Here is a 24,867-nt window from a genome sequence, read left to right as displayed (position 1 = left end):
AACCCCATAATGCATTACATTTGGGGATGCAAAAGTATCTTTTTAAAATGATGTTTTAAAATATATTTTGTAATTTTTCCTACATCAATCAATTATAATTCAACTAATTAATAATTTAGTGAGCTATAAAATTCTTAAAAGATTTGCAAATCTACTATTATTTAACTGAAATTCAAATATTTAATGTTTTTCGTTGAAGCCGGTTGGCTATTGTTACACTAACTAGACATTTAAGCCCATTTTAACTTAATGTATCCAGATTGTTAACAGGATGCAACCGTCTGTATCATGAAGTTAAGCATAATAATTTATTTCAAATAAAAATTTAATGGAATATTCACAGAAACCGAACCTGTGATTCCTTTTAATTCTTTAAAGTTGCTTTTCGTCTGCACATCGAAGCCATAACCCACTGCAAAATCTACTATTGATAATAGGCTAATGCCCACTTTTGGTGTAACGGTGTATAAATTTGCCTCTGCCTTAACAAACGGAAATAATAAGGCTGTGCTTAAATAATAGGTTAATCCCAGTTCAGGAACAACGGTGGTCTGATTTTGCATCCACGTAAAATTTGCGCCCAAATCGACCTTCATGTATTGAGATTCATTCGGAGCGAACAATCCCCATCCGGAAACTTTCACAAAATTGCCGCTTTGGTATTGGTAACCAACGGATGGACCCCAAATAACCGATTTTCCTTGTGGCAGATAATCCGATTGCCCATAACTGTTGGAGACTACCGCACAAAACAAAAGTATGAATATCCAATTTTTCATATAATCTAACTAAACTACTAATCTATACATTTTATCACGATGGCCCTTGCTGTTTGTGATTTTTATTTTCGAATACCAACAGGTATTCCCGCGTTCAACGGAATCGAAATGAATAACGATTATTTCATACAACAATTTTTTTCTTAAAGTGTTATATCTATAAAACACAACTATCCATCGCAATAGTGCATATTAATATTTAAAAAAAAGTAGTATGAGTTTACATGGAAAAAAAGTAGCCATCTTAACAGAAGAAGGATTTGAAGAAGTTGAATTGACAAAACCTCAAAAAGCAATCGAAGATGCCGGCGGAGAAACCTTTATTATTTCTCCTGAATCAGGAAAAATAAAATCTTGGGATTTTACAGATTGGGGAAAAGCATATGAAGTTGACGTAAAATTAGACGAAGCTAAGGCTTCGGACTACGATGCATTGCTTCTTCCGGGCGGCGTGATTAACCCTGATAAATTGCGCCTAAACAAAGCGGCGCTGGATTTTATCAAAGCATTCGTCGAAAGTTCAAAGCCTGTCGCCGCAATCTGCCATGCGCCATGGTCTTTAGTGGAAGCAAAAGTCGTTAGCGGCAAGAAAATGACCTCCTATACATCGATTAAAACTGATGTCGAAAATGCAGGAGCAACTTGGGTCGACGAACCCGTCGTTGTTGATGGAAATCTAATTACCAGCCGAAATCCGGATGATTTGGAGATTTTTAGCAAGACGCTAGTTGAGGCAATCGAAAAGGGGAGTTAGGAAATTTATTTTAATAATTGAAAAATGCGATACTGTGGTGGTGTCGCATTTTTTTTGAAGATTTTTTGACTATCGGTTTTATTAAGTCTCATTCCATTTGTCACATAATCTTATACCAATAGAAGAACGCTTCCGGATTGGTCTTTTTTAATTTGTTTAATTTATTGTAGGATTGGTCTTCAATCAACCAATCTTTAATTTCCAAAGGATTTTTAAAACGTTCAATTTCGTGATTTTCTTTATTCAATAATGAAGTCAGATAGGCAACTTTAGCTGACGCTGTTATGGCTTCTTCTATTGAAAATCGGTCGATAATGAAATTCGTGAAATTCTTAATGCCTAATTGTAGGTGTTTGAACTCATCAGATTTTGTATCTCTTTCCGCCAACGTATAGCAAGCCAGCCAAGTGTCTTTTAGGACATCGTCAGCATCCATATTTAATTTTCGATAGCCGATTTCTTCCTGTACTACTCTCAAATAACTTTCTTTTACTACTTTGAGGTCAGTTATTTGGTCAAACAAAAAACCAATATCATACAACTGTTTAATGATTTCGACAGGACGATTTTTTGAATACAATATGCCTGTGGTTTTTGGGGAAAAAGCCGTTAGTTTATCTCCCAAAATAGCCTCAAACGTTGGCAATACAACTATCGTATCTTTCCCCGAAGTGGCTAACCAGCTATGATTTATTGGATATTCTTTTGTTTCAGTATATGGATTGAGCGTGTACAATAAATCCAATAGTATCGGTTCTTCGTTACCATCAACCACACTTTTGTAAAACATTTTGAAATGTCCGATAGGTATATCAGGCGAATGCTTTCGGTCGTTGTCATCTTCCCAACGGATAAACATTTCTAATTGGCTAATCTTTTCTAAAATATTCTTGATTTTATCTTCCGGTTCTTCTGTAATAATGTCAATATCTATCGAAAATCGTTTAGGTGTTTCCGTTGCTAAAAGTAGAGCTGTTCCGCCTTTAAACACAAAGTTCAGATGATTCAATTGCATTTGCTCTAAAAGTGTCAAAGCAAATATTACCTTTTCAATCAGTTTTGGATCAATACGTTTTCCCAACCTATTTCGCAAGTCGACAACCCACTCTACTGTATATGATTTTGTGTCTATCATAGATTGTATAATATTGGCATAAATAAACTTATTTTGCCAAACTTATATTTATCAGTTTTTCTATTTCTTCTTCTCTATTTCTTCGGACGGCATACCTCCGCATCTTTAGCTCATTTAAAGTATATTTCTGCTTTACAGTTCGCATAATAAAATCCTTTTCGTTTTGCTGTGCCGAAAAAAGTGTTGTATCAATCAACATATCCACCAATAACTTTTCCAATGCAGGCACATTAATTTTACCCTTTTCTATCAAAGGAGACTCCGAAAACATATTTTTCACGATAAGAACTTCATCTTGATTATGAATGTAACGGTCAAATATCTTCTCATCAGGATTAAAGAAAACGTTTTTATTGGTTTCTGTTAGAAAAGCAAATACAGATTCAGACGCATCTTTTTCTACTTCTATAACAACATAATGTTTAAATGGCTGGTGACGCATAAAATCATTTAGCCACACCGTATCCCAAATACAAAAATTGATATAAGGAAATTCGCGCTTTACCTTATAAAATACTCTCTTTAAATTATTTGAAATATTGGGTTGAAAAGGGATGTTACTATCCATCTCATAAATCCCTCTAGAAGGAGCATTTATAACCCCCTCTTTTTTTAGTTTGGACAGATACATATTGATCGTGTTATCAGACCAGGATGGAAAATCCTTTTTTATTGAACCCACAAGCTTTTGCTTGGAAAGTCTTTCGCTTTCCTTAAAGTATCGACCGATATGTTTTTCTAGAGCTTGTGTCATGATTTCCAATTACATAAAAGTAATAATTATTTATATAACTTTGGCAAAAATTTAATTTTTTGCCAAAGTTATATAATAAAATAAAAGCGAATCTACACCGCGCAACTTATCTCGTAAAGAACTGAATAGGGATAAGGAAAATTTAATAAACTAAAAAAAGCGATTAAAATCGCTTTTCTTTTTTGTAGCCCCAAGCAGAATTCACATTCTCATAATGAAATATATGGTTTCATTATGATTTTGGAATTGTAAAAACTTTATTAAAAGATAAAATTTTAAGATTTCCAATTGAATATAGATGTCTATTTATTGATAAAAGGCGAATTTGTATGGAAATTTGTATGATAAATTAAAATGGTAATTCATCATCATCCAATATAGATTGTGAGGTTTCCAATAAATTTTCAGGAAAATTTGCTTTATAATATGACCTTAAAAATAAACCAATTGTTGTAACTGAATTGATTATGAAATAAGTATAAATTGAATCCTCTATTTTATAATCTTCCTTTGTTTTTCCATGAAAATCGGTTTTATCACTTCTTAGCTTTTCAATATTCTGACTAATTGCTAACAATGAACTACCTATAGCTTTAATCTCATTTGGCATATCCGAATGAGGAAATAACTGAAAAACTTTAAGAATTTCTGAAGACAAATCGTAAAGTGTTTTATTTGATTTGATCTTGCTCGCAATCCTTTCATCTTTCAATATTTCCTTAATAATACTTTCCAAAGCTGAATTAGCTAAGCCAATTGCTAAACTAGGCTCTGATTCTATTTTTTTAAATGCATTTTCAAAAGTTGCACTTGCGGAGTGGTGGTTAACCTTAATATCATTGCGAAATGTTGGTATTGAAGGAATAAAATCTGGAGTATTAACACCTAAATCTATAGCTATCTTTATTAGAGTATCTCCATCAATATTATTTAGAGTCCTTACTAAATCTATATTGTTATTGTTGTTGTTGTCAAAAAAGATTGTGAAATTTTCCCAATTATCATTAAAATTATACCCCTGTTCGAATTCGTGCCATTTCTCAATATAGAAAAGAACATTCTTGTATTTACTGGAAGGGAATAATCCCCAAAGTGCCTTTTCAATCTCCGAGATGAGTAACATTAAATATTTTGGAGAAACCTTATATTTCATAATATAGTAATACTTAGAATATTTGATAAGCTTAATACAATTTTTATACTAAATCAATTAAGCCGCTACATACAAATTAATTAATTTTTCTATCCACACTGCAAATCTGGGACATTTACTAATAACCATTTCTATTGAACAAGATTCAATTATTAGTTCAGCATCAGCTCCTTTATTATAGCCTAATATATCTTTAAGTCTTTTTGCTGGATATCTATTTGGATGAGAATTAATATCTTCTGGATTTGGGAATTCATTCAAAATACTCTCAATAGCCTCCCTTTTATCATTTGAATCAACAAACAAATAAAAATTACTTATATCTGAAAAGAAAATAGCTTCAAATTCATGTTTTTGTATATAAGGGATATAATTTCTATTATCCAAATTATCCTCTAGCATGCCTGCTTCAATATCATCTGGATTTCCAGCACCATGGTTGGGAAAATTATTTGGTAATCTAAAGAAATCTAAAAAAGTAGTTACTACTACCCCTCCCTGTGCGTAAATTCTATCTAACTCATTTTTAAACAAATTATAAGAAACATTTCCTCCAGAAATATTAAGTTTTCTATTGGTAGTTATCTTCTGACATGTTATTGCTCCAATAGCACCGTTTAAATATAGGTAAGGTATAATTCTATTCTGAACAAAATATAATTCAGAGTCTCCTTCAACCAAAAAAACTAACCTATTCATAGCTTTAAAAAGGCAATCCACCAATCAAATTTTTCTCCCACATTTCACCTAAAGAGTAGTCATTAATCCAATTTGACAAATCATCCTTATTTAATCGCTTAAATACTGTCTGACCATCTTCCCTATCAGCAACCAAAATTGAATCTGAATCGAAATTATCCAATAAAGTAACGGACTGTGTTGAAACAATAATTTGATAATTATTTTCACTCAATTTTTTCATAAGATTTACTATCTTATTAATTGCGTAAGGGTGTAATCCTAATTCAGGTTCATCAATAATTATTGTTTTTGGTGGATTAGGTTGTAAAAGTAATGTAACAAGGCAAATGAATCGTAAAGAACCATCAGATAGAGAAAACGCGTTAAAATAAGCATCAGTATTTCCCTTTTCTCTCCATTCTAATTGGATCATTTCACTGTTTAGTCTATCAGGAATTAACACAAAAGACTCAAAAAATGGGGCGACTGAGGTAATTGTCATTTCGATCTTTTTAAAAGACAATGGATGTATTTCTTTAAGAAAATAAAGAAAAGCAGCTAAATTAGATCCATCTCGTCTTAACTTAATATTATCATTTATGTTACACTTCATTTTCATTGGAGAATTATCACTAGTATCATGAAAATGATAAACATCAAACCCTATCAAATAAGGGTTTACCCAATATGCTTGACTTCTATATACTGAACTAAAATCAGTCTCCAACACATTACTTTGATAGAGTTTATCGTGCCAAATTTTATTAAAAAAAGAAGTTGAAAGATTTTTAATAATTAATTTATCTTGTGCATACTGTAGATCAAAAAAGAATCTATTTACATCATCAAAGGTTAATCCAATACTAATTTCTTTCGTTAGTTTTGATCCAAAATGCAAAAATGAATTTGCACCACCTTTAGTTGCAATATAATTTTGCAAATTACCTTCATAAAGATTCTTTATTAGAGAAAAGATTGAAATAAAATTACTCTTTCCAACACCATTTCCCCCAATTAAAACATTTAATGGTGTTAATTTCACAAGTTGTCTTTTTATAGATTTATATCCAACAATACCGACTTCCGTAATCATATTAGCTTTATCTCTTAAATATTTTTTTTTATAAAACTAAATTAAAACATTTTTGTCTATAAATTTTATAAAGAATTTTTAATTGTAACTTTTATCAAATATATTGATAAGAAATACATCTTAAAATTAACTTATAAAATAACTAAATGAATATAAAAATATCAGTTATTTATATAAGACTATTTTCACTTTTTTCATTGAAGTTCCATACAAGGTTATTACAATTGTAACATATTGATAAACAAATAAATATATAAATATTTATTATAAAATATATAACAATTTAATAACTAAAAAATGGCAAAAGTAACTCCAAAATTAGAGCAAAGAAAAGACCCAAAAACTGGGCAACTTAGAAAGGATAATGTTCCTGTTCTATTAGATGTAGTATTCAAAGGCAATAGACTTTGGTTACAAACAGGAATCAAAACAAATAGAAGTTTTTGGGATCCTAAAAATAATCGTATTAAAACCTCTGTGTCCAATAGTTTAGAACTTAATGGAATTATTCAGATTAAAGTTAATGAAGTTGAGAAAATAATATTTGATGCTCAACTTAATGGAATCGAATTATCAGTCGCTTTCATCAGAAACTCAATTAACAAAATTAAAACAAGTAGTAACAAGACCTTTTGGGAATACTATGATGAGTATATAAAAAATGTAGAAATGAAATGTGCTTTAAATACTCTTAAAAAGCATAAAACCTCTATTGAGCTTTTAAAAGCTTATTCAAAATATTCTGGACTTAAATTTGAATTCGATGTGATAGATACTGACTTCTATCAAAAGTTTGTTGACTTTCTTATGAATAAGAAGAATCATTCCAATGTGACAATAGCAAAGTACACTCAAACTCTAAAGCAGTTTTTAAATTATTCTAGTATTCGTGGTTATAATAAAAATATGGTTTATAAAACCTTCACATTCTCGTCTAAAGAACCTGAAATAATTGCGCTAAAAAAAGAAGAAATACTTGCAATTAAAAGTTTAGAGCTAAAAAATGATGTTGCTTTGGATCAGGTTCGAGATTGTCTTTTATTCTTATGCTTTACGGGTTTAAGGTATTCGGATGCAGCAAATCTTAAAAAGTCTAATGTCGTAAATGGTTTTTTAGAGTATGTTTCTATTAAAACTAAAACTCATGTTGTAATCTTCCCTAAAATCAGCTACGATTATAAATGTAGTTTTTAATAAATTAGGGACAATGAAAAAGAGTAAATTCAGTGAATCACAAATTATCAAAATTTTATCCCAACAAGACTCAGGGCAATCGGTTACTGATATCTGCCGGGAACATGGTATTAGTCAGGGAACTTTTTACAGTTGGAAAAATAAGTATTCTGGGATGGAGGTATCTCAACTCAAACAGATGAAAGATATGGAACGAGAACTTGCGCAGTACAAAAAAATCGTTGCGGAACTGACTCTTCAGAACACGGTTTTAAAAGATGTCATAGAAAAAAAGCTTTAGGGCCTGTCGAAAAGCGAGAGCTTATAGGCTATGCCCGAGAAGAATTGGGCATGAGCCTGCGTCAGGCCTGTTTACTGTTTTCTTTAAGCACATCAGTTTTCTACTATCAAGGAAAGCGTAAAAATGATGATGAAGTAATTGAACAGCTTTCTAAACTTGCTGATCTGCACCGCACTTGGGGCTTTTGGATGATGTATCATAGGTTAAGAAAGTTACAGTATATGTGGAATCATAAGCGTGTATACCGTATCTACACGAATATGCGATTGAACCTACGTAATAAGCGGAAGAAACGTCTTCCTGCACGTGTCAAGGCACCATTACTTTGCCCCATAGGGCCAAATATTACTTGGAGTCTTGACTTTATGCACGATACACTAGCCAGTGGAAAGACCATACGAACGCTGAATATTATTGATGATTTCAGCCGCGAGGCTCTTTCAATTTCTGTTGATACTAGCCTACCTGCCCAGCGTGTGGTAAGAGAGTTAGAAAATTTGATTGAATGGCGAGGTAAACCTGAGAAGATCCGTTCAGATAACGGGCCAGAGTTTGTTGCTGAAGCAATTCGAGTTTGGTGTGAAGATAAAGATATAGAATGGGAATTTATTCAACCAGGCAAGCCGACGCAGAATAGCTTGATCGAAAGATTTAACCGAACTTTCAGACAAGATGTTTTGGATAGTTATATGTTTGAAAGCCTGAAAGAAATCAGAAAATATGCGAACGCATGGGTTTGGATGTACAACAATGAAAGACCACACTCATCTCTAGGTCAACTAACGCCAACAGAGTTCCTATTGAAATATGGAAAACTCTCCGAGTTTCCCACATTCCAACAGGATAACAACAGCAATTCTGACTGGAATTTTTTAGTTTTGAATGTAGCTAGCTAGGGGAAGATTACACTCAAGGCTTTAACACCTTTTAAGTCCTATAAATCAAGAAATGTATGGGATCTTGTATGGGAAAAAATCAAAATCGCCGAAATCTTTAAGACTTCGGCGATTTTCGTTAAGAGTTGTAGCCCCAAGCAGAATCGAACTGCTATCAAATGTTTAGGAAACATCTATTCTATCCGTTGAACTACAGGGCCGGTTCAAATTTTCGTAAATATAGCGCACGATTCGGGTATTCCAAAGCGAAAATTACATTTCTGCTTTTTATTTCAGAAATAGATAGTCGATTATTATTCATTATTCTTAAACAAATAGATTTTATCGATATGTCATTTGTAAATCGTATCGTTTTACAAGCGCAGATTGCCTACTTTTGTAGCACAAAAAAAGATAGAATATATTATGAGTTTTACAGGCAAAAATTTCCCAAGCATCACCGTAGATGCAATTGATTATTTAGGTGACTACATCTCTTTAAATGTGTTTGAGAAAGCACAAAAAGAAAATAAAAAAGTATTATTATTCTGGTATCCAAAGGATTTTACATTCGTTTGTCCTACGGAATTGCACGCTTTTCAAGAGGCATTGCCTGAATTCGAAAAAAGAAACACAATCGTAATCGGTGCTTCTTGTGATTCTAACGAAGTGCATTTCGCTTGGTTAAATACAGAGAAAGACAATGGTGGTATCGAAGGCGTAACGTATCCAATTATCGCTGACACAAACCGCAACCTTTCTAGCATCTTAGGTATTTTGGAAGTGAAAGAAGTTGAGCACCCTGAGTACGGTACTTTGGCTGAAGGTTCTGCTGTTTCTTTCCGCGCAACTTATTTAATTGACGAAACGGGTAAAGTTTTCCATGAGTCAGTAAATGATATGCCTTTGGGACGTAACGTGAAAGAATATATCCGTTTGGTTGACGCTTACACACATGTTCAAAAACACGGTGAAGTTTGTCCAGCAAACTGGGAAGATGGTAAAGAAGCTATGAATGCAACTCGCGACGGTGTTGCTAGCTACTTATCACAAAACTAAATCATTCTTAGAGAAGGGGATTGTTCAATCCTCTTCTTTCAAACATTTTAAATTTAATTTTATGTTACAAGAATTAGAAAACGACACTTTGCAAGAGGTGGTCGATAGCAACGAAACTGTTTTGGTTCAATTTTCGGCATCATGGTGTGGGAATTGCAGAATCATGAAACCGAAATTTAAAAAACTTGCCGGAGAAAACGAAGGCGTTTCATTCGTATTGGTTGATGCTGAAAAATTTCCTGAATCTAGAAAATTAGCAAATGTAAATAACTTACCTACGTTTGCAGCATTCAAAAACGGGAAGTTGGTTAATCAGGTACAAACAAATAAAGTGGATGGTTTAATTGATTTGTTAAATGAAGTTACCGATAATTAAACATATGACTGCGTTTATCGCAGAGAATGATGTCGATTTCGTATTGGAAACGATAGAAACACTAGAATCACTGACGGAAGTTTCTTCATTGAAAGACGAAGAGCTTGATGTAATCGGAGAATTAATCTCCAATTTATATGGCGCTGTTGAGGTCAATAACTTGATTAAAGAAGGAATGCCTCAAAAAGAAGCCTTGAATACCTTTATGCAACGGGTTTTAGGTTCTATTGACAAATAGATTCTGAATTGCACGCCGACTTTTCCACAAATTTGTGTTAATAAGTGTTTTTTTGTGGAAAAGTTTTTAAACCAGCCCTGCCTTTATTCGGTTGATTAACACTACTTTTATAATGTTAAAGGTTACCCCGCCTTAAAGCTGTCAATCCATCACGATTAATAACAGATATTAAACGTACATGCGAAACGCTTAGTTTTAAGACAAAAAAAAGATTTTTAATTGTTGGTAAAAGGAATCAATTTTAATTGGTTCCTTTTATTTTTGCATTTAGATAGACTTGCTTATCTTTAAAAATGAATTTCAACTATTTATTCATCTTTTTTCTAGCATTTCAGTCTTCTCTGTCATTTGCACAGTCTAATCAAGCATCATCATCTTCCATTATGATGCAAATAGATAAACTCAATGTTCTTGGTTCTGTTTTATATTTCGCGGCACATCCCGACGATGAAAACACACGCCTAATTGCCTGGTTATCTTCGGATAGAAATTATAAAACTTCTTACTTGTCTTTGACGCGCGGCGACGGAGGCCAAAACTTGATCGGGTCCGAACAGGGCATCAACTTAGGCTTAATCCGTACGCAAGAACTTTTAGCTGCACGAAAAATCGATCAAGGCGAACAATATTTTAGTTCGGCTTATGATTTTGGCTTTTCGAAAACGCATGAAGAAACATTCAAGTTTTGGGAAAAAAAAGAGGTGTTAAGAGAAGCCGTCTGGATCATTCGGAAATTAAAACCCGACGTGATCATCACGCGATTTCCGCCCGACGAAAGAGGAGGGCATGGACATCACCAAGCATCGGCCATATTAGCACACGAAGCCTTTATTGCAGCAGCAGACCCTAAAAAATTTCCGGAACAATTGGACGTGGTCGATGTTTGGCAAGCCAAAAGATTGCTTTGGAATACCGCCAACTTCGGCGGAATGAACAATACCTCCGAAGACCAATTGAAAATCGATATCGGCCATTACAATCCCTTGCTTGGACAATCGTATGGCGAAGTTGCGGCCTTAAGCCGTTCGCAGCACAAAAGCCAAGGATTTGGTTCGGCGGCCAGCCGAGGCCAATCGTTCGAATATTTTGAATACGTTGCTGGTGAGCCAGCAAAAACAGATTTATTTGACGGAGTCAATACGACTTGGGGCAGAGTTGCTAACTCGGCTCAAATTCAAACATTGGCGCAGAAGATCCAAATCGAATTCGATCAAAAATCACCTCAAAAATCAGTTCCAGATCTAGTTAATTTGTATCAGTTAGTTGAAAAAATAAACGATGCGTTCTGGCGCGAAGAAAAACTAAAAGAAATCCAACATCTAATCTTGGATTGCGCGGGAATTTGGATGCAAGCCAAAGCAAACTCGATCAATTACACGACTGCTGATAAGATTGAGGTTCGGAATGATCTAATTGTTAGAAATCCAGGTGTGGATGTACAGTTGCTGACGATCAATGGCCAGTCTATTCAAAAAACAGCGCCGATCAATAAACTGGAATCTTTTACATCGATTGTGAATTATCCAAAAATTACACAGCCTTATTGGCTAAAAAATCCGTTTACCTTAGGAAAATTCTCGGTTGAGGAGAAAGACTTCGGCTATCCTGAAAACCCCGACCACCCGAAAGTTTCTTTTGTTCTTTCGATTTTAGGAACAACATTTACCATAGAAAAACCCATTCAGTATAGCTATGTAGATCCGGTTCGAGGTGAAGTTTTCGTACCGATTTCTGTTACTCCCGACATCACCGCATCGGCATCGAATCCTGTTGTTTTGCTGGCGAACGGCAAACCGAATGTGCTTCAGGTCACATTCACCAATCAATCAGCTAGCAAAAAAAACTATTCGATTGAAGTAAAAGCAAATCCCGCGATACAAGTAACTCCACATAAAATCGACCTTACTTTCAAAGAAGCTGGAGAAAGCATTACCCAAGAATTTGAGGTCACTTCACAGAAAAATTCAAATGAAGCTGCTGCTATCCAATTTCAAGAGGCTGGAAATAACATAAAATCTCTTCAAGAAATCAATTACGACCATATTCCAAAAATCAGCTGGTTTCCGGAATTAGCAGTACGAGTGCAACCTTTGGCAATAGAAATTCCAATCAAAAAAATCGCTTACATTGCTGGGGCAGGAGATTTGGTTCCTGAAGCATTGCGCGCTGTTGGTATTTCGGTGGATGTTCTTTCCGAGAAACAGCTAGCAAGTCCTTTGTTAAACCAATACGATGCTGTTGTTTTTGGTGTTCGCGCGTTCAATGTGAACGCCGCGCTGCAACGATTTAAATCTTCCATCCTTTCTTATGTGGAGAATGGGGGAACGGTCTTGATGCAGTATAACGTCAACTCTGGATTTAACTCCGCCAATCTTGGTCCATATCCTTTTTCGATTTCGAGAAATCGCGTGACCGAAGAAGATGCAGCGGTTAAATTCGATGCTTCGGACAAAGATTTGAACTTCCCGAATAAAATAACGGCTGTTGATTTTGATGGCTGGGTTCAAGAACGAGGTTTATATTTCGCAGAGAACATTGACAAAGCTTACCGCACGCCCTTACGGATGCATGATGTAAATGAGCCTGAAAGAAATGGCTCTTTGCTGATTGCTGACTATGGAAAAGGGAAATTTGTGTATACTTCTTTAGCCTTTTTTAGACAATTACCCGCCGGAGTTCCCGGAGCTTATAGATTATTTGTAAATTTGCTAACTAAAGAAAATTAAAAATTAAGTAAAAATGGAAAATCAACAAGAAAAATCATCTTCTTTAAACGCTAACAATTTAACTTTATTAATCGGTGCTATCTTTGGCGCATTAATCAGTTATACTGCTTCTGGAACATTTATGAGCATCGTTGGCGGTCTAATCGGAGGATTAATTTTCGCTGCATTGTTTAATAAGTTTATTCTTCCACAAAAGCCTAGTGACCGATAAGGGACTTCCACCATTTGCGCGCAGCTGGCGACAATTCTATATTTTAGTTGTTGCCTGGCTTGTTGTCTGCATTATTTTGATGTACATCTTCACAATTTATTTTGGATGAGTACATTAGATTGGCTTGTCCTTTTTCTGACCCTATTCCTAATCGTCGCTTACGGTGTTTATAAAAGCCGGGACATCAAAAATATTGATGGCTATTTATTAGGGAATCGCTCATTGCCTTGGTACAATGTGGGTTTCTCGGTAATGGCTACTCAGGCCAGTGCGATTACTTTTTTATCCGCTCCAGGTTTAGCTTATTCGTCAGGAATGAGTTTCGTGCAGTTTTATTTTGGGTTGCCGTTGGCAATGATTGTACTCTGCATCACCTTCGTCCCCATATTCCATAAGTTAAAAGTTTTTACCGCTTACGAGTTTTTGGAAAAGCGATTCGATGTCAATACCCGTGTGTTGACGGCTTTGCTTTTCTTGATTCAACGGGGCATTTCGACTGGAATCACCATTTTTGCACCCTCCATTATTCTTTCGACCATTCTTCATATCGATGTGACCTATACCACCTTGGTAATTGGAAGCGTTGTGGTATTGTATACGGTTTATGGCGGAACCAAAGCTGTTTCCTTTACGCAATTGCTGCAAATGGGAATTATTTTTGCCGCATTGCTCTTAGCCGGTGTGATGGTAATTCAATTGCTTCCGCAAGAAATTGGTTTTTCTGAAGCTTTGCACATTGCGGGAAAATCTGGCAAAGCCAACGCCATCGATTTTAATTTTGACTTGAACAATCAATACACCGTTTGGACGGGTTTGATTGGTGGTTTTTTTCTGCAACTTTCGTACTTTGGAACCGATCAAAGCCAAGTTGGCCGGTATTTGACGGGCTCTTCTGTCCGCGATAGCCGTTTGGGTTTGTTGATGAACGGTTTGCTTAAAGTGCCTATGCAATTTGCTATTTTATTGATTGGAATTTTGGTTTTTGCATATTATCAATACAATACGCCACCGCTATTCTTCAATGAGCTCGAAACAAATAAGCTTCAAAATAGCGAATATCGAGCTGAATATGAATCCATTCTCCAATCCCACCAAAAAGTAAGCATAGACAAAACTGCGATTATCAATGACCTAACCGATGGCTTACACTCCAACGACGACGCAAAGGTGGATAAAGCTCGCGAACAATTGGCAACGCTGAACGCGGAAGATAAAGTTTTGCGTGATCAAGTAATTGATTTGATGGTCAAGAATGATGAAAAAGCGGACACCAATGACAACAATTATATTTTTCTAAGCTTCGTTACATCAACCTTCCCAAAAGGTCTTGTGGGGCTTTTAATTGCCGTTATCTTTCTTGCTTCCATGGGCGCTACTGCTAGCGCAATTAATTCCTTAGCATCGACGACGGTTATTGATATCTATAAACGCTTTGTCAATAAGCAAGCGAACGATCAGCAGTATTTGAATGCTTCCCGCCTATTCACATTGATATGGGGAATTTTAACAATCATTATCGCCTTGTTTGCAAGCAAATTAGGCAATTTATTAGAAGCTGTTAATATTTTAGGCTCTTTGTTTTACGGAACCATTCTTGGGATTTTCTTAGTAGCGTTCTATGTAAAAGCAATCGGAGGGAAGGCTGTCTTCTATGCGGCGCTTATTACCGAAGTCATCATTTTCACGCTTTGGAATCAGGATGTAATGGCTTTTCTTTGGCTAAATCTGGTAGGCTGTGTCGGCGTGATTGCGATTGGATATCTGCTTCAGATGGTATACTTTCAAAAGCAAAAAAGCACACATTAACTCCTTAATACTTTCGATACAAATCATACAAGACACTTTTATCATAAAGCGTCAGTTCTGGCGTCAAATCATTCTTTATGAATTTCCGTTTGAAAGCAACAATCGCAGCACCTAGGTTACTTGTGTCATAGCCGATGATGCGAAGGGCGTCGACAGGGTTAAAATTCGCCGGAGGCGTAGTCAAAAAACTTTCATTGTACCAAATTCCAAAACCTCGTTCGGCCAATGTTTTCCAAGGAAACAAAACGCTTGGATCATCTTTGCGCGAAGGCGCAATATCTGAGTGTCCGATAAAGTTCGTTTGTGGTATATCGTAATTCTTTTTTAAGGTATCCAATAGATTGATCAGCGCATTGATCTGACTGTCAGGAAACGGTTCTCTTCCGTTATTATCCAATTCAATCCCCAATGAAACGGAATTCAAATCGGTTATTGAACCCCATTTGGATTTCCCTGCATGCCATCCTCGCAAATAATCATTTAACATCTGTACAACTTGGCCGTCCCGGCCAATGACATAATGAGCGCTGACTTTTGTGTGTTCAAGCGTAAATGTCCGAATGGTTTGATCTAAACTATTTTGTGCGGTGTGATGGATAATGACGTACGTTGGTTTTCGCACGTCAAAATGAATTGCGCCTACCCAACTCAAATCTGTTCGCCTGCCTTTGTTCTGCAACGCAGAAGCACGTTCTTCAGGCGTCGGAGGAACTACTGTTGGGAATTCAACGGTGTTTTCAACTACCGTATCGACTTCCTCTTCAACCTTCGCTGGTACTGGCAGAGGTTGCACAATAATGGAGGCAACTTCTTTCGCGGTATTTGTATATATTTTATTTGTCTTCGCATATTTGTTTTTTGGAGCACAGCCAACAATTGCAATCGCGCTCCATAAAACAAACAGCAAGAAATAAAACTTTTTAATCATAAATGATTATCTCGGGAAATTAAATGTCAATCCTAGGGCTAAAGCCTGGCTATATTGAATCTTCGCTTTGGTATCTCCCGCAGCAATGTATTCGCTGTCATAAAGACCGATTCCCGTCAAGGTTACATTGATCACGCGAGTCACTTTCGCTGTAAGCGTTAAATCCAAACGGTGATCTGGGTCTGTGATGTCCGTATAGTCGGCGAATAAATTATACCTTGCTTTTAAATTTAAATTTTTACTCAGGTTGCGGTCTAAATTTGCGGTAACCTGAAAAGCGAGGTCATTTCTAAAATTTTTACCTGGGTCAACACCGAAAACAGGGTTAGTTGCCGTAGCTGGTGGCGCAATCCGATCGTCTAAAATCAATGTTTGACGAGCCGTACCCGTACCCAAACGAACTGAAAATGTGTTATCTGGTTTATACTCCAAACCGACAGACTCTGTAAAATAACCTGGAGCCATAAAGCTTGAAATGGTATCGCTGATAATTTCATTATTATCTGCGTCCCTAGCATATGAAAAACCATTATCGAATTGAGACTCAAATGTTATTGATGCGTAGACCGCCCATGCTTTTGATATCTTGTAAGACAATTTATTATCCCAAAAAATACGGTCATTGTTTTTCTTTGCCAGCTGGTCTTTGTTTTTAATCTTACCGTAACGAAGGTCGATTTCAGAAGTGAAATTGACTTTATTTTTGTTGTATTCTGATTTATGCCATGTATTGAAACCCAGAGCCATGGAATTCACCCCACCATTACTCCAATTATCACTAAACGAAGCTTGATTGGCGCTAACGCCAAAACGCGACCAATGTTTCCAATAATTGACTTCCAAATCTAATTTTGGAATAGGAACGTAGATGTTTTTCAATCCATCAAGCGCCTGCTTATTGTCATCACGTATTGCGGTGTCTGGTTTAGCTCGTAGATTTCGCAAATCTTGCGCGTGTATTGTGTTGGACATCAATGATATCAAGACAAATAGGAATAGGTAAAATTTCAAATTCATAAGCATATTATTAATTATTCACGTCCATTTTTATAACTGGCAATGCAGGCAAATGTCGCAAATTTGGGTTTAATTTAAACAAAATGTATTTACTTTTTATATATTGGCTCAATTCATATTGATTCGCTGCGCGAGTAAATTCATAACTGGGCCTATAATTCGACATAAACCGCCTCAACATATCGCCTTCAAGTCCTGTAATATTATTCACTAAATCGGGCGAAAACCGATAATCCACAAAGTTTTCCTGATAATTCCGTTCAATGATTTCAGTCAGCCTTCTCGCATTGCGCCCTTCTTTGCTCAACAAATTATAAATTGAGCTAATGCTCAATCCAGCCCCCGTCTGTCCAACACTAAACAGGCTTCCCGGATCTGCTAGCCGATAGGCTTTGTTAAAACTTTCTTTCTCCTGCTTTAAAATTTCTTCTGGAGATTTTCTCGCCACCACATTCACTTCGCTAATGTAAATAATGCTCCGTTTTAGATTGAACAAGATAACGGATTGTTGATCAAAAACGACCGTGTCCGAATTAAAACCATCGCGGCTCGCAACGAGCACATCCCCTGGATTTGGGCTAATTTTAAATTCCCCTCGAACATTATTATAAAACTCTGTTTGTTGGTTTAGGTTTGTTATAATCACTTTGCCTATCCGTTGTTTCGTTTCTTTATCAAAAACTATACCCTGAATGAGTTCTTGCGCCTGAACAACAAATGGTAAAGACATACTTAAGCAAAAAGATAGTATATAGATGGTTGTGCGCACTAAATGTAAAACTACATTATAGATTTATACAAAAATAATATTTAACAACATTTAAGAATATGTGCTATTATTTTGTTACGACTAGCAACTGCCCTACCGATAGATTCTCCGTACTCAAGTTATTCCATGTCTTTAATTGGTCAACGGTAACATTGTATCTTTTGCTAATGTTGTACAAGGTATCAGATGGTTTCACTTCGTAGATAACCATGGCAACTGGGGTCTTGATTTCTTCTGGTATGACCGCAGGTTCTTCGATTTCTTTTTCGACGATGATTTCTTCAACTTTTTCTTCGCGGGTTTCTTTCTCTACATACGATTCTGCTCGGTCAAAACGATGAAGGTCATAGCGTTCGATAATTCCTATCAGCAATTCCGGGTATTTTGGGTTGGTTGCATATCCCGCATCTTTGAGCCCTCGAGCCCAAGCTTTATAATCGTCTTTTCGCAGCGCGAATAATTTTTCGTAGCGTTTGCGAAGCAAAAATTGGCTGTGGTCTTTAAATGATTCTTCGGCATTTGCATACACGCGAAAGCAATCATTGATGTTGTCATCTGGCCGAGTCACGCTTTTGCCGTTCCATACGCCTCCACATTTTATTCCAAAATGATTATTCGCTTTTAGCGCAAGATAACTGTTGCCCATTCCGGATTCTAGAATGGCTTGCCCCAATTTTATGCTGGCCGGAATGCCGTAACGGTTCATTTCATTGATTGCAATGTTTTTATAGCGCTCAATATATGCATTCGCGTTGGCAGAGGCTGGCTTATTCGTATTTGAAGAGGTATTGGGAATAGAATTCGGAGACTTTGAACCTAAAACACTTGACTTGCGCGAACCGCACGAAGCCATGATGCCAATCGAAAGCAGGCAAACAAAGAATAAAATTCTATTCATGTAATAAAGAAGAAATTAATTAAGACCCGAATTTTTGTCGTACTGATCCAAATCGTAATGCTCAATGGTTGCTGTAACCTTTCTTGACCAATCGCTAGATTGAGAATATCCAGAACGAGCAATTCCTTTTATCCATACATCAAAATCATCGTTATTTTGCTTTTGAAACAAGGGCTGTGTTGACTTGCGTCGTTGTAACAAACCGACAAAATCTCTATACGATTCCAGAACGCTTCCGTATCCTTTGTAAGCTGATTTGATGGATTTGCTGTTGTTTTTTCCTTTGATTCCGAAATGATTATTCAGGTATTTTGCGATTTTGCTGTTTCCATAGGCGCTTTCATGGATTGCTACCGCCAAAATTACAGATGCTGGCACACCCGTTTCTTTCATCAATTGCTGTGCTACTTCTTTGTGTTCTTCAATGTACGTTGTTGGAGAGAATTTCTGTCCGAATGATACATTGAATGTGCTTGTTAAAATTAAACAGACAACAACTAAGTTTCTACATGTCTTTAACATACTTACTTTTTTAGTTAAACCATTACTTTTTGCGTAAAACAAAAAGCCCGTCGCGTATTGGCAAAATCAGCTTATTCACCCGATTATCCTTTGCCAATGTAGTATTCAAATCTTTTATTGCATCGGTCTGGGCGTCTGGCTTATCTTCCAAAACCTTCCCCTTCCACAATACATTATCGATCAAAATCAATCCTCCCGAAGGGATTCTATCGATCAACAGATCGTAATAAATTAAATTTCTCTTCTTATCCGCATCAATGAATACCAGATCAAACATTCCTTCGATCGTTGGGATTACATCCAGCGCGTCTCCAATATGGTAATGAATCTGCTCACGATACGGCGATTCATCAAAATATTGCTGTACTTGTTCCTGCAACTCAACATCAATATCAATTGTGTGAATTTCGCCCCCCTCTACCAATCCTTCTGCTAAGCACAATGTCGCATAACCAGTGAAGGTTCCAATTTCCAAAATTCGCTTTGGCGAAGCCAGTTTACTTAATAAAGAAAGCACGCGTCCTTGATAATGTCCAGACAACATATGAGGTTTTGTTTGCCTCAAATAGGTGTCCCTATTTATCTTTTTTAACAGCTGTGATTCTTCATCACAGGTACTTTCCAAATAAGAATTTAAAAGCTCTTCGTTTTGAAACATCCGAGCAAAAGTACATATTAAGATTTCTATTAAAAAGATTTTTTATTTAAATATTTCATAATCAATCATGTATGTGTAACATTGGCAAACAAAAAATGGGCTCAATCGTCGAATTGAGCCCATTTTGCAAGAATTGTATTAATCTAATTTTGCGGTAATCAATCGTAAAAATTCCGAACGTGTAACATCATTTTGAAACGCTCCCGTGAACGCAGAAGTCGTCGTCACCGAATTTTGCTTTTGCACACCGCGCATCGCCATGCACATGTGTTTGCACTCCATAACTACCGCAACTCCAGCTGGCTTCAAGGTGTCTTGAATACAATCGCGGATTTCATTTGTCAAACGCTCTTGCACCTGCAATCTTCGTGCATAAATATCAACTACGCGAGGAATTTTGCTCAGCCCAACAATATGTCCGTTCGGGATATAGGCAATATGTGCTTTTCCAAAGAAAGGCAACATGTGGTGTTCGCACATCGAATAGACCTCAATGTCTTTCACAACCACCATTTGGCTATAATCTTCTTCGAACATCGCGCTCTTAAGAATTTCAGAAGCGTCAATGTCGTATCCGTGCGTTAAAAACTGCAAAGCTTTAGCCACACGCTCAGGTGTTTTCAGCAAACCTTCGCGTTTCGGGTTTTCGCCGATTGCCGATAGAATATCTTCGTAATGATTTGCGATGCGCGTAACTTGCTCCGCATTATATTGGTCAACTTTTGAATAGCCGACAATTTCTTCCTCTTCAAAGGTTTTAATAGTAGTCATTTTCGTAAACTTTTTTGATTATTCGCCGAAATACTCGACGTAGTTATTCTCTGTTTCGTGCAAACGAACAGCATGCAAAAGCACATTTCCCTTTTCGATATGTGGTTTAAGGATTTTAAAGATTTCGATAGCAATCACTTCCGTCGAAGCCATTTTACCTTTCATGAAATCAACATCCAGATTGATATTCTTATGATCTAATTTATTGATGACATGGGTCGTAATAACTTCTTTCAAATATTTTAAATCGATTAAGTATCCGGTTTCAGGATCGACTTGTCCTTTGACGGTAACAAATAAATCGTAATTGTGTCCATGCCAATTTGGATTAGAGCAATTTCCAAAAATAGCCTCATTTTGCTCTAAAGTCCAATCTTCGCGGTATAACTTGTGCGCTGCATTGAAACGTTCTCTACGCGTTATATAAATCATAAAACAAAGATAATGTAAAATTCAATATATTAGTGCCTCCATCTTTTCAATAAGACATGCGTATTTTAATAGTATCAGCGACATTGGACGAAATAAAACCTTCCTTGCCGTTTCTTAATGACCATCAGATTGACTACCTGATTACCGGCGTCGGAATGGTTGCCACAGCATTTGAGCTTGGGCAATTCCTTCAACAAAAATCCTATGATTTATTAATCAATGTAGGCATTGCGGGAGCTTTTTCTGACAAAATGAATCTGGGCGATGTCGTTAGGGTTGTTGAAGACCAATTTTTCGAATTAGGTGCAGAAGATCAGGATAACTATTTGTCCATTGAAGAATTGGGTTTTGGAAAATCCATCTATCGAGAAAATATCCCGTATTCAATAGAAAATATCCTAGCAGTTTTTCCAAAGGTGAATGGAATAACCGTTAATAAAGTTCATGGGAAATCAGAATCGATTGTGGATGCAAAAAAAAGAATTTCCGAATCGACGGTTGAAAGCATGGAAGGGGCGGGGGTGTTTTATGCAGCAGAACGTTTGCAGGTTCCTGTTTTACAGATTCGAGCAATTTCAAATTACGTAGAACCAAGAAATAAATCCAACTGGAATATTTCGCTGGCATTGCGACAGTTAAACTCCAGATTAATTCTTTTTCTCGAAAATTTCGTTTAAAATCTTAATTTCCTGAAAAATCAAGTATATTTTTACATGAACCTTGCTTGTTTTAGGCTTGACAGTCTACGAAATATCAATTAATTATAGTAGTTTTGCGTATTCAAAAAATAAGACAAATTTAATCAACTGATGAGAGAAATACAATTCAGAGAAGCACTTCGGGAAGCATTGAGTGAAGAAATGCGCAAAGATGAAACCATATTTTTGATGGGCGAAGAAGTTGCTGAATACAACGGAGCATACAAAGTAAGCCAGGGAATGTTGGACGAATTTGGTGAAAAGCGAGTAATCGACACACCAATCGCTGAGCTTGGTTTTGCAGGTATAGGCGTTGGAGCTGCGATGAATGGGTTAAAACCAATCGTTGAATTCATGACTTTCAACTTTTCTTTAGTAGCAATCGATCAAATTATCAATGCCGCAGCGAAAATCCATTCCATGAGCGGTGGCCAATTTTCTTGTCCGATCGTATTTCGCGGACCTACAGGAAACGCTGGTCAATTAGGTGCACAGCACTCGCAGAATTTTGAAAACTGGTTTGCAAATACACCAGGTTTGAAAGTTGTTGTTCCTTCAAATCCTTACGATGCAAAAGGTTTATTAAAATCTGCAATCATCGATCCAGATCCAGTTATTTTCATGGAATCGGAAGTGATGTATGGCGACAAAGGAGAAGTTCCTGAAGAAGAGTACTACTTAGAAATTGGCAAAGCCAATGTAATCCAAGAAGGTACCGATGTGACGATTGTTTCTTTCGGTAAAATGATTCCTCGCGTGGTTCTTCCTGCAATCGAAGAATTGAAGAAAGACAATATCAGCATTGAACTAATCGACTTAAGATCTGTTAGACCGATCGATTACGCTGCAATCATAGAATCTGTTAAGAAAACAAACCGTTTGGTTATCGTTGAAGAAGCATGGCCATTGGCTTCTATTTCTTCTGAGATCACGTATAAAGTACAAAAAGATGCGTTTGATTACTTAGACGCTCCTGTTACAAGAATTACTTCCGAAGATGTTCCTTTGGCTTACGCTCCTACCTTGGTAGAGGCATCTTTGCCAAGCATCGCTAAGGTCGTAAAAGGCGTAAAAGAAGTTAGTTACTTGAAAAAGTAAGCTTCACAACTTTCCTGAAAATAGCCTTTTAGAAATTCTAAAAGGCTATTTTTTTTATGGAATATTGATATATTTTGAATATATTTCGATACATTTTAATATTAGTTAAACAATGAAAAAATCCTTATTTACAATACTGTTAAGCCTTCTTTTCGTCAATATATTTGCGCAAGAGGTAAACTTCAAAATCAATCCTGAGATAGGAAAACCATTGAACATGGTCATTTCTTCCAAAATGGATATTGATGGCGTCCAAAGCATGATCATGGATATGGTAATGGACATGACTGTTCTTCCAACGAAATTGGAAAACAACAACATCACTTTTGAGTACACGACAAACAAGATTAAAACGGAAATGAATTCAGGCATGATGAGCTCAAGCTATGATTCTGAACAAGAAGCGACTGATGACATGTCAAAAATGTTAGAAGCTGAATTTTCGAAGATTATTGGCCAAAAGATTACCGCAATCTTGACCAACAAAGGAAATGTTGTCGATTTGATAATTCCTGAAGCATTAGGGGAAGGAATTGATGAAACGCTGTTGAACAGTCTGTCAACCGAATTACCAGAAGGAGCAAAAAAAGTAGGCGAATCATGGACTGGAGAAGTAGATAATGATATGATGGGAACAATATCCACAACTTCTACATTTAAAGAAGAAACTGCAGACGGTTACGTAATTGAGGTATTGGGTAAAATTGTTTCACCAGACGGTGAAGAAATTGGTCAATTGAGCGGCCTGTACACTTTAGACAAGAAAACGCATTTTACAAAACATGGCGTAGTTAAGACTTCTTTTGATATACAAGGAAACGTGATTGTTAATGATGTAACGATTTCCGTTAAGTAATTATCCAATTCGAATCAAAAAATAGCCCCTCGAAAATTACGCGGGGCTATTTTTTTTAGAAAAAGTTTTTTCTTAATTTTATGTAACCGCTTATAAGCTTAAATGGAATTATTGCTTCCATATATCAATCCCAATCATTTTGCTAATTGCTTAGCGAGCAAATATTTATTTAAAAAATCCTTTGGTATTAATAATCAATACCTGAGCGTTCCGGAAGAATATGGAAATGGGGTCATTCAGCTATTTATTAGAAATGATATCCATTTTTTTCGCGGAAAATGGAATTTCGAAAAACCGACAGCTTTCGTATCAAATGATCCTGTTGGATACAATGGCATTATAGATTTTCGCGTAAATAAAGAAGGTCAGTTTAGTTCGGCTTCGCTATGTGGCGCGAAACGCTTCGAATGGGATATTAGCGAGATTGATGGGTTTCGATTTTTTCTGCCCAATTTATATTTAGATGTTCCACTTAAGCAGTTGCACGATCGCTTCGAGAAATACTGTACAAGCGAGAATATGCTTGTTTTAAGTAAACAGATCTTCGACATAAACCCTAAAGAAATTTATAATTCAATGTTGATAGAAAGCAAAATGCTGGAATTTATTTATTATTGGATTAAGTTTCTACATTTCGGAAACATTGAAGATCAACTAAATGTGATAAGCTATCAAAAAAATCGCACGAAAATCGATGATGCCGCCTCCATAATAAGCGATAACCTTAATACATCCATTACGATAAAACAGATCAGCAGAATGATCGGTTTGAACGAACAGGATTTGAAAGTTAATTTCAAAAAATTATTCGGACTGTCGATTCATCAATACCAAATAAAATTGAGAATGGAGAAAGCCCAGCTCCTGATTTCTCAAACAGATTTGCCCTTGACAGAAATCTGTAATTTGTTAGGATACAGCAATAGGGGCCATTTTGCACAACTATACTGCCGTTTTTATGGTCATTTACCCATAGAAGATCGAAAAATCAAAAATCAATAAATTTCCTTTTCGTATCAAAATATTTCTTTTTCGATACATTCCTGTTATCGGTATTCAAATACCTTTAATCTTACAATTATAAATCATTCAGATCCTCAAAAAGG

Annotated in this window: 27 protein-coding genes and 1 tRNA gene; 13 read left to right on the top strand and 15 right to left on the bottom strand. The window is 36.1% G+C overall.

From position 1 onward, the window contains the following. Window positions 1-308: 308 nt before the first annotated feature. Window positions 309-779 (bottom strand): hypothetical protein, encoded by a 471-nt coding sequence (locus C4F49_RS10720; RefSeq protein WP_196935844.1) that lies wholly within the window; start codon window positions 777-779, stop codon window positions 309-311. A 214-nt stretch (window positions 780-993) separates the two neighbouring features. Between C4F49_RS10720 and C4F49_RS10715 the strand changes: the two genes are divergently transcribed. Continuing rightward, a complete protein-coding gene (locus C4F49_RS10715) occupies window positions 994-1,533 on the top strand; it encodes a type 1 glutamine amidotransferase domain-containing protein (protein WP_196935843.1) in 540 nt (179 codons plus the stop codon). Between the two features lie 100 nt (window positions 1,534-1,633). Here the strand turns inward: C4F49_RS10715 and C4F49_RS10710 are convergent, their stop codons facing one another. From C4F49_RS10710 to C4F49_RS10690, 5 genes are all read right to left on the bottom strand, one after another. Further along, a complete protein-coding gene (locus C4F49_RS10710) occupies window positions 1,634-2,668 on the bottom strand; it encodes a nucleotidyl transferase AbiEii/AbiGii toxin family protein (protein WP_196935842.1) in 1,035 nt (344 codons plus the stop codon). 28 nt (window positions 2,669-2,696) lie between these two features. After that, on the bottom strand, window positions 2,697-3,422 hold the full coding sequence (locus C4F49_RS10705; RefSeq protein WP_196935841.1) for a DUF6577 family protein: 726 nt from the start codon (window positions 3,420-3,422) through the stop codon (window positions 2,697-2,699). Between the two features lie 349 nt (window positions 3,423-3,771). Beyond that, complete coding sequence (locus C4F49_RS10700; protein WP_196935840.1) at window positions 3,772-4,575, bottom strand: abortive infection family protein; 804 nt, start codon at window positions 4,573-4,575, stop codon at window positions 3,772-3,774. Window positions 4,576-4,632: 57 nt separating this feature from the next. Beyond that, window positions 4,633-5,274, bottom strand: a complete 642-nt coding sequence (locus C4F49_RS10695) for a DUF4276 family protein (protein WP_196935839.1) — start codon at window positions 5,272-5,274, stop codon at window positions 4,633-4,635. A gap of 4 nt (window positions 5,275-5,278) precedes the next feature. Continuing rightward, window positions 5,279-6,349: an AAA family ATPase gene (locus tag C4F49_RS10690; protein ID WP_196935838.1), complete on the bottom strand. Its 1,071-nt coding sequence runs from the start codon at window positions 6,347-6,349 to the stop codon at window positions 5,279-5,281. Between the two features lie 297 nt (window positions 6,350-6,646). Between C4F49_RS10690 and C4F49_RS10685 the strand changes: the two genes are divergently transcribed. Together C4F49_RS10685 and C4F49_RS10680 are read left to right on the top strand one after the other, a co-directional pair. Then, a complete protein-coding gene (locus C4F49_RS10685) occupies window positions 6,647-7,543 on the top strand; it encodes a site-specific integrase (protein WP_196935837.1) in 897 nt (298 codons plus the stop codon). Between the two features lie 13 nt (window positions 7,544-7,556). Next, window positions 7,557-8,719, top strand: a protein-coding gene (locus C4F49_RS10680) for an IS3 family transposase (RefSeq protein WP_231388274.1) whose coding sequence is annotated in 2 segments (ribosomal slippage) — window positions 7,557-7,809 and window positions 7,809-8,719 — 1,164 coding nt in all. Because the reading frame shifts where the segments join, the coding sequence is not laid out codon by codon here. Between the two features lie 128 nt (window positions 8,720-8,847). Here C4F49_RS10680 and C4F49_RS10675 read toward each other — a convergent pair. Further along, window positions 8,848-8,919: transfer RNA gene (locus C4F49_RS10675), tRNA-Arg, on the bottom strand. Between the two features lie 205 nt (window positions 8,920-9,124). Here C4F49_RS10675 and C4F49_RS10670 point away from each other — a divergent pair. From C4F49_RS10670 to C4F49_RS10645, 6 genes are all read left to right on the top strand, one after another. Further along, window positions 9,125-9,757: a peroxiredoxin gene (locus C4F49_RS10670; RefSeq protein ID WP_196935836.1), complete on the top strand. Its 633-nt coding sequence runs from the start codon at window positions 9,125-9,127 to the stop codon at window positions 9,755-9,757. 61 nt (window positions 9,758-9,818) lie between these two features. Next, on the top strand, window positions 9,819-10,133 hold the full coding sequence (locus C4F49_RS10665) for a thioredoxin family protein (protein WP_196935835.1): 315 nt from the start codon (window positions 9,819-9,821) through the stop codon (window positions 10,131-10,133). Next, complete coding sequence (locus C4F49_RS10660; protein ID WP_196935834.1) at window positions 10,114-10,371, top strand: DUF6952 family protein; 258 nt, start codon at window positions 10,114-10,116, stop codon at window positions 10,369-10,371. Before C4F49_RS10665 ends, C4F49_RS10660 begins: the two co-directional genes overlap by 20 nt. A gap of 293 nt (window positions 10,372-10,664) precedes the next feature. Further along, on the top strand, window positions 10,665-13,097 hold the full coding sequence (locus tag C4F49_RS10655) for a PIG-L family deacetylase (RefSeq protein WP_196935833.1): 2,433 nt from the start codon (window positions 10,665-10,667) through the stop codon (window positions 13,095-13,097). 13 nt (window positions 13,098-13,110) lie between these two features. Then, the gene (locus C4F49_RS10650) at window positions 13,111-13,308 is read left to right on the top strand and encodes a hypothetical protein (protein ID WP_196935832.1); all 198 of its coding nucleotides are present in this window, start codon (window positions 13,111-13,113) and stop codon (window positions 13,306-13,308) included. A gap of 105 nt (window positions 13,309-13,413) precedes the next feature. After that, window positions 13,414-15,114, top strand: a complete 1,701-nt coding sequence (locus C4F49_RS10645; RefSeq protein ID WP_196935831.1) for a sodium:solute symporter family protein — start codon at window positions 13,414-13,416, stop codon at window positions 15,112-15,114. 4 nt (window positions 15,115-15,118) lie between these two features. On the opposite strand, the gene C4F49_RS10640 is transcribed toward C4F49_RS10645, so the two are convergent. From C4F49_RS10640 to C4F49_RS10605, 8 genes are all read right to left on the bottom strand, one after another. Further along, window positions 15,119-16,042 carry an N-acetylmuramoyl-L-alanine amidase gene (locus C4F49_RS10640; protein ID WP_196935830.1) on the bottom strand — a complete coding sequence of 308 codons (924 nt, stop codon included), beginning with the start codon at window positions 16,040-16,042 and terminating at the stop codon, window positions 15,119-15,121. A 6-nt stretch (window positions 16,043-16,048) separates the two neighbouring features. Next, entirely contained in the window at window positions 16,049-17,059 is a 1,011-nt protein-coding gene (locus C4F49_RS10635; RefSeq protein WP_196935829.1) for a DUF3078 domain-containing protein, read from the bottom strand. Window positions 17,060-17,069: 10 nt separating this feature from the next. After that, the gene (locus C4F49_RS10630) at window positions 17,070-17,789 is read right to left on the bottom strand and encodes a hypothetical protein (RefSeq protein ID WP_231388273.1); all 720 of its coding nucleotides are present in this window, start codon (window positions 17,787-17,789) and stop codon (window positions 17,070-17,072) included. Window positions 17,790-17,895: 106 nt separating this feature from the next. After that, window positions 17,896-18,726, bottom strand: a complete 831-nt coding sequence (locus C4F49_RS10625) for a glucosaminidase domain-containing protein (protein WP_196935827.1) — start codon at window positions 18,724-18,726, stop codon at window positions 17,896-17,898. 15 nt (window positions 18,727-18,741) lie between these two features. Next, window positions 18,742-19,248 carry a glucosaminidase domain-containing protein gene (locus C4F49_RS10620; protein ID WP_196935826.1) on the bottom strand — a complete coding sequence of 169 codons (507 nt, stop codon included), beginning with the start codon at window positions 19,246-19,248 and terminating at the stop codon, window positions 18,742-18,744. Window positions 19,249-19,270: 22 nt separating this feature from the next. After that, complete coding sequence (locus C4F49_RS10615) at window positions 19,271-19,906, bottom strand: O-methyltransferase (protein WP_196935825.1); 636 nt, start codon at window positions 19,904-19,906, stop codon at window positions 19,271-19,273. 138 nt (window positions 19,907-20,044) lie between these two features. Continuing rightward, a complete protein-coding gene (gene folE / locus C4F49_RS10610) occupies window positions 20,045-20,677 on the bottom strand; it encodes a GTP cyclohydrolase I FolE (protein ID WP_196935824.1) in 633 nt (210 codons plus the stop codon). A gap of 18 nt (window positions 20,678-20,695) precedes the next feature. Then, a complete protein-coding gene (locus C4F49_RS10605; protein WP_196935823.1) occupies window positions 20,696-21,109 on the bottom strand; it encodes a 6-pyruvoyl trahydropterin synthase family protein in 414 nt (137 codons plus the stop codon). 56 nt (window positions 21,110-21,165) lie between these two features. Between C4F49_RS10605 and mqnB the strand changes: the two genes are divergently transcribed. The 4 genes from mqnB to C4F49_RS10585 all read left to right on the top strand — a co-directional run bounded on the left by mqnB (window position 21,166) and on the right by C4F49_RS10585 (window position 24,763). After that, window positions 21,166-21,786 carry a futalosine hydrolase gene (gene mqnB, locus C4F49_RS10600; protein WP_196935822.1) on the top strand — a complete coding sequence of 207 codons (621 nt, stop codon included), beginning with the start codon at window positions 21,166-21,168 and terminating at the stop codon, window positions 21,784-21,786. A gap of 132 nt (window positions 21,787-21,918) precedes the next feature. Then, entirely contained in the window at window positions 21,919-22,905 is a 987-nt protein-coding gene (locus tag C4F49_RS10595) for a pyruvate dehydrogenase complex E1 component subunit beta (RefSeq protein ID WP_196935821.1), read from the top strand. 112 nt (window positions 22,906-23,017) lie between these two features. Next, entirely contained in the window at window positions 23,018-23,761 is a 744-nt protein-coding gene (locus tag C4F49_RS10590; protein ID WP_196935820.1) for a DUF6263 family protein, read from the top strand. 102 nt (window positions 23,762-23,863) lie between these two features. Continuing rightward, window positions 23,864-24,763, top strand: coding sequence for a helix-turn-helix transcriptional regulator (locus C4F49_RS10585; protein WP_196935819.1), 900 nt, complete (start codon window positions 23,864-23,866; stop codon window positions 24,761-24,763). Window positions 24,764-24,867 lie beyond the last annotated feature (104 nt).

Origin of the sequence: Sphingobacterium hungaricum (genome assembly GCF_015210005.1) — a bacterium.
Classification (GTDB): domain Bacteria; phylum Bacteroidota; class Bacteroidia; order Sphingobacteriales; family Sphingobacteriaceae; genus Sphingobacterium; species Sphingobacterium hungaricum.
This window is presented reverse-complemented; position numbering and strand designations above follow the sequence as displayed.

Coding starts and splice junctions, on each gene's coding strand:
- C4F49_RS10720 (WP_196935844.1), bottom strand. CDS start 779: ATGAAAAATTGGATATTCATACTTTTGTTTTGTGCGGTAGTCTCCAAC.
- C4F49_RS10715 (WP_196935843.1), top strand. CDS start 994: ATGAGTTTACATGGAAAAAAAGTAGCCATCTTAACAGAAGAAGGATTT.
- C4F49_RS10710 (WP_196935842.1), bottom strand. CDS start 2,668: ATGATAGACACAAAATCATATACAGTAGAGTGGGTTGTCGACTTGCGA.
- C4F49_RS10705 (WP_196935841.1), bottom strand. CDS start 3,422: ATGACACAAGCTCTAGAAAAACATATCGGTCGATACTTTAAGGAAAGC.
- C4F49_RS10700 (WP_196935840.1), bottom strand. CDS start 4,575: ATGAAATATAAGGTTTCTCCAAAATATTTAATGTTACTCATCTCGGAG.
- C4F49_RS10695 (WP_196935839.1), bottom strand. CDS start 5,274: ATGAATAGGTTAGTTTTTTTGGTTGAAGGAGACTCTGAATTATATTTT.
- C4F49_RS10690 (WP_196935838.1), bottom strand. CDS start 6,349: ATGATTACGGAAGTCGGTATTGTTGGATATAAATCTATAAAAAGACAA.
- C4F49_RS10685 (WP_196935837.1), top strand. CDS start 6,647: ATGGCAAAAGTAACTCCAAAATTAGAGCAAAGAAAAGACCCAAAAACT.
- C4F49_RS10670 (WP_196935836.1), top strand. CDS start 9,125: ATGAGTTTTACAGGCAAAAATTTCCCAAGCATCACCGTAGATGCAATT.
- C4F49_RS10665 (WP_196935835.1), top strand. CDS start 9,819: ATGTTACAAGAATTAGAAAACGACACTTTGCAAGAGGTGGTCGATAGC.
- C4F49_RS10660 (WP_196935834.1), top strand. CDS start 10,114: ATGAAGTTACCGATAATTAAACATATGACTGCGTTTATCGCAGAGAAT.
- C4F49_RS10655 (WP_196935833.1), top strand. CDS start 10,665: ATGAATTTCAACTATTTATTCATCTTTTTTCTAGCATTTCAGTCTTCT.
- C4F49_RS10650 (WP_196935832.1), top strand. CDS start 13,111: ATGGAAAATCAACAAGAAAAATCATCTTCTTTAAACGCTAACAATTTA.
- C4F49_RS10645 (WP_196935831.1), top strand. CDS start 13,414: ATGAGTACATTAGATTGGCTTGTCCTTTTTCTGACCCTATTCCTAATC.
- C4F49_RS10640 (WP_196935830.1), bottom strand. CDS start 16,042: ATGATTAAAAAGTTTTATTTCTTGCTGTTTGTTTTATGGAGCGCGATT.
- C4F49_RS10635 (WP_196935829.1), bottom strand. CDS start 17,059: ATGAATTTGAAATTTTACCTATTCCTATTTGTCTTGATATCATTGATG.
- C4F49_RS10630 (WP_231388273.1), bottom strand. CDS start 17,789: ATGTCTTTACCATTTGTTGTTCAGGCGCAAGAACTCATTCAGGGTATA.
- C4F49_RS10625 (WP_196935827.1), bottom strand. CDS start 18,726: ATGAATAGAATTTTATTCTTTGTTTGCCTGCTTTCGATTGGCATCATG.
- C4F49_RS10620 (WP_196935826.1), bottom strand. CDS start 19,248: ATGTTAAAGACATGTAGAAACTTAGTTGTTGTCTGTTTAATTTTAACA.
- C4F49_RS10615 (WP_196935825.1), bottom strand. CDS start 19,906: ATGTTTCAAAACGAAGAGCTTTTAAATTCTTATTTGGAAAGTACCTGT.
- folE (WP_196935824.1), bottom strand. CDS start 20,677: ATGACTACTATTAAAACCTTTGAAGAGGAAGAAATTGTCGGCTATTCA.
- C4F49_RS10605 (WP_196935823.1), bottom strand. CDS start 21,109: ATGATTTATATAACGCGTAGAGAACGTTTCAATGCAGCGCACAAGTTA.
- mqnB (WP_196935822.1), top strand. CDS start 21,166: ATGCGTATTTTAATAGTATCAGCGACATTGGACGAAATAAAACCTTCC.
- C4F49_RS10595 (WP_196935821.1), top strand. CDS start 21,919: ATGAGAGAAATACAATTCAGAGAAGCACTTCGGGAAGCATTGAGTGAA.
- C4F49_RS10590 (WP_196935820.1), top strand. CDS start 23,018: ATGAAAAAATCCTTATTTACAATACTGTTAAGCCTTCTTTTCGTCAAT.
- C4F49_RS10585 (WP_196935819.1), top strand. CDS start 23,864: ATGGAATTATTGCTTCCATATATCAATCCCAATCATTTTGCTAATTGC.